Annotated in this window: 3 protein-coding genes; all 3 read right to left on the bottom strand. The window is 72.0% G+C overall.

What is annotated here, in order from left to right; translation table 11 throughout:
* Nucleotides 1-92: 92 nt before the first annotated feature.
* Nucleotides 93-1,220 carry an LLM class flavin-dependent oxidoreductase gene (locus tag NOD94_RS40555; protein ID WP_281211257.1) on the bottom strand — a complete coding sequence of 376 codons (1,128 nt, stop codon included), beginning with the start codon at nucleotides 1,218-1,220 and terminating at the stop codon, nucleotides 93-95.
* 135 nt (nucleotides 1,221-1,355) lie between these two features.
* Nucleotides 1,356-2,165: a glucose 1-dehydrogenase gene (locus NOD94_RS40550; RefSeq protein ID WP_281211256.1), complete on the bottom strand. Its 810-nt coding sequence runs from the start codon at nucleotides 2,163-2,165 to the stop codon at nucleotides 1,356-1,358.
* A gap of 10 nt (nucleotides 2,166-2,175) precedes the next feature.
* Nucleotides 2,176-3,123, bottom strand: a complete 948-nt coding sequence (locus NOD94_RS40545) for an LLM class F420-dependent oxidoreductase (protein ID WP_281211255.1) — start codon at nucleotides 3,121-3,123, stop codon at nucleotides 2,176-2,178.
* Nucleotides 3,124-3,693 lie beyond the last annotated feature (570 nt).

Here is a 3,693-nt window from a genome sequence, read left to right as displayed (position 1 = left end):
GCCGGGCCGGCCGCGGCCCCGTGGCGATCTCCGGCCGGGGCCGGTGCGGGGCGGCGGTCCGGGAAGACGCCGCCCCCGTGCGGTGGGTGCCGTCAGGAGTCGGCGGCCTCGCGGAAGCGGGTGGTGCGGTGGATCGGATCGGTGTCGATCTCGGGGATGACGTGTTCGCCGAGGAGCTTGATGGTGTTCATCGTGTCCTCGTACGACACCCCGGTCGGCAGGCCGAAGGACAGCTGGTCGGCGCCCGCCCGTTCCCAGCGCTTGCACTGCTGGAGGACCTCGGAGGGGTCTCCGCAGATCATGAGTTCCTCGGCGATGAGCAGCTCGATGATCTCCGCGTTGTACTCGGGGAGCAGTTCGGGCCACTGCGGTATCGCCTCGGGCCGCGGGAAGGTGTCGTGGTAGCGGAAGACCAGCGACTGGAAGCGGTTCATGTTCGCGTTGACGGCGATCTCGACGGCCTTGTCGTGGGTCTCCGCGCAGATCGCGGTGGAGGTCACCATGACGTTGTCGTTGACGAAGGCGCCGATGGCCTTCGCCTCCTGGATGGCCGTCTTGTACTGCTCCAGCACCCACTCCATGTCGGAGACCTTCTGGACGCTGAAGCCGAGGACGCCGAGGCCCTTCTTCGCCGCCATGGCGTACGAGGAGGGGGAGCCGGCGGCGTACCACATCGCCGGGTGGGCCTTGCCGTACGGCTTGGGGAAGATCTTGCGCGGGGGCAGCGACCAGTGCTTGCCCTGGAACCCCTCGTACTCCTCCTGGAGGAACATCTTGGGGAATTCCGCGATGGTCTCCTCCCAGATCTCCTTGGTGCCGTTCATGTCCTCGATGCCGGGCAGGAAGCCGAGGATCTCGTGGCTGCCCGCGCCGCGGCCGGTGCCGAACTCGAATCGGCCCTTGGAGAGGTGGTCGAGCATGGCGACCTTCTCGGCGACCTTCACCGGGTGGTTCACCGGGGCGAGGGGGTTGAAGATGCCGGAGCCGAGGTGGATGCGCTCGGTGGCGTGCGCGAGGTAGCCGAGGAACACCTCGTTCGCGGAGAGGTGGGAGTACTCCTCCAGGAAGTGGTGTTCGGAGGCCCAGGCGTACTTGAAGCCCGACTTGTCGGCCTGGATGACGTACTCGGTCTCCTCGATCAGCGCCTTGTGCTCTGCCTCGGGGTCGACCCTGGACCGTGACTCGGCCACGTATCCCTGCACGAAGAGCCCGAATTCCAAGGGGGTTCACCGTCCTTTGACTTCTGACGCTGCGTCAGATTCGATGTCCCGACTGTTCCACCGCCGGGGCGCGAGCGTCAATACCTGACACTCCATCAGATACAACAGGAGGGGCCGGACCGCGGGCGGCGCCGGCTAGAGGATGCTCACGCCCGCCATCCAGCCCCCGTCGATGACGAAGGGCTGGCCGGTGATGTACGAGGAGTCCTCGCCGGTCAGGAACAGGGCCAGCCGGGCGACCTCCTCCGGCCGCCCCACCCGCCCCAGCGGCACGACCCGCTTGTACAGGTCGGCCATGGCGTCCCGGGCCTCGTCCGTGATCCCGGCCGGGTCGAGGAGGCCCGGATTGGCCATCGGGGTGTCCACCGCGCCCGGGCACATCGCGTTCACCCGGATCCCCTTGGCCGCCAGCTCCAGCGCCGCCACCCGGGTCAGACCGAGGATCGCCGCCTTCGTCGCCGCGTACGTGCCGACGTACGCCATGCCCGTCAACCCCGTGTACGAGGAGGTGTTGACGATGGTCCCGCCACCCGCCGCCTCGATCTCCGGGGCGACCGACTTGATGCCGAGGAAGGCCCCTACCTGGTTGACCTGGACGACCTGCTGGAACTCCTCCAGCGGGGTCGCCGTCAGCTCGTTGAACCGCAGGATCCCCGCGTTGTTGACCAGGCCGCTCACCGGCCCGAAGGCCTCCTTCGCGGCGGCCACCGCCGCCGCCCAGTCCTCCTCGCGGCTCACGTCCAACCGGACGTAACGCGCCCGGTCCTCCCCGATCTCCTTGGCGACGGCTGCTCCCTGCTCGTCGAGCACGTCGCCCAGCAGCACCTTGGCACCCTCGGCGGCGAAGAGCCGTGCCTCCTGCTCGCCCTGTCCGCGCGCCGCACCCGTGATGATGACGACGCGCCCGTCCAGCTTGCCCGTGCCCATGCCCGTGCCCGTACCCATGCCCGTGCCCCTAACCGTTGAGGAGCGGGGCCACCTCGGCCCCGAAAGCGGTGATCTGGTCCACCAGTTCGTCCCGGTCGCGGCTGCGGAAACGGACCTGGATCTGGTCCACGCCGAGCGCCGCGTACTCGCGGAGGGACTCCGCGAGGGCCTCCGCCTTGCCCGTGAGGGCCCGCCGGCCGGTGTCCCAGCCGGGCTCGCCGACGTACAGCGCCTCGGTGATCGCGCCGATCTCCAGGGGGCCGGTGACCCCGGCCGCCTCCCTCAGCTCGCGGATCCGGGCGACCTGCGCCGGGATCCTCTCCCGCGGGTCCCCCTGCGGGAGCCAGCCGTCGCCGCGCACGGCGGCCCGGCGCACCGCGGCCGGCGAGGAGCCGCCGATCCACACGGGGATCCGCGCCTGGGCGGGCCGGGGCAGTTGGCCGAGGTCGCGGAAGGAGAACCGCTCGCCCTCGAACTCCGGGTACTCCTCGGGGCCCAGGGCGGCGCGCAGGGCGTCCAGGGTCTCGTCGAGGACCGCGCCGCGACGCTCGAAGTCGACGCCGAGGACCTCGAACTCCTCCTGGACGTGCCCGGCCCCGACCCCGAGGATCAGGCGGCCCCCGGAGAGGTGGTCGAGCGTCGCGTACTGCTTGGCGGTGACCAGCGGGTGGCGCAGGCCGACGATCGCGACGTGGCTCAACAGTCGCACGCGCTCGGTGACCCCCGCGAGGAAGGCCAGGGTGGCCACCGGGTCGTACCAGATGGTGCTCATGGGACCGGCGAGGCGCCGCGGGATGGCCACGTGGTCACAGGTGGCCACGTACCCGAAGCCGGACCGGTCCGCGGCGCGGGCCACCTCGGCGAGGTCGACCGCACCGGCGGAGGCCTCCCACGGTTCGGCGTAGATGGTGCTCTGCGACTGGATCGGGAGCTGCATCCCGTACACCAGTCGGCCTTCCGGAAACACGCGTGTCATGCCGGACCCGCCTCGCCTTCGTCTGCCGGTCGTCCGCCGGTCGTCCGCCCCGGCGCGTCCCGTCGCGTCCCGTCGACGCGCACGGCGATGTGCACGGCGACGCGTGCTGTCGACGCGCCCAGGGGCTGCGGGGCCATCGTCGTAGCTGACGGTCCGTCAGGCAAGAGGGGCGTCGGGGCGGGGTCCGTCGCCCCCGGTCCGAAGCCGCCGGATCGGGCGCGCGCCCTCCGCCGGCGCGCGTGCGGGGACGGAGAGGCGGTCGGGTGCGGGGGGGGTGGTGCGGGGGTTGGTGCGCGGGCCGGTACGGAGGCGCTCGCGGACGCTCGGGAGCGCCTACGACGCACGGCGGGGCGGCTCGGGCCCCAGCCGAGGGCGGGAGCGGGGGGTGGTGCGGGGTTGGTACGGGGGCGCTCGCGGACGCTCGGGAGTGCCTACGACGCACGGCGGGGCAGGGCGGGCCGCAGCCGGGGGCGGGGGCGGGTGGTGCGCGGGCCGGTACGGGGATGCTCGGGAGCGCCTACGCCGCAGGGCGTCGAGCGGGGTGCGCCGGGCGGGCCGGAACCGGGGCCG

It is taken from the genome of Streptomyces sp. Isolate_45, from assembly GCF_024721315.2.
Classification (GTDB): domain Bacteria; phylum Actinomycetota; class Actinomycetes; order Streptomycetales; family Streptomycetaceae; genus Streptomyces.
The sequence above is the reverse complement of the archived record's forward strand: the minus strand, read 5'-3'. Positions and strand labels throughout refer to the sequence as shown.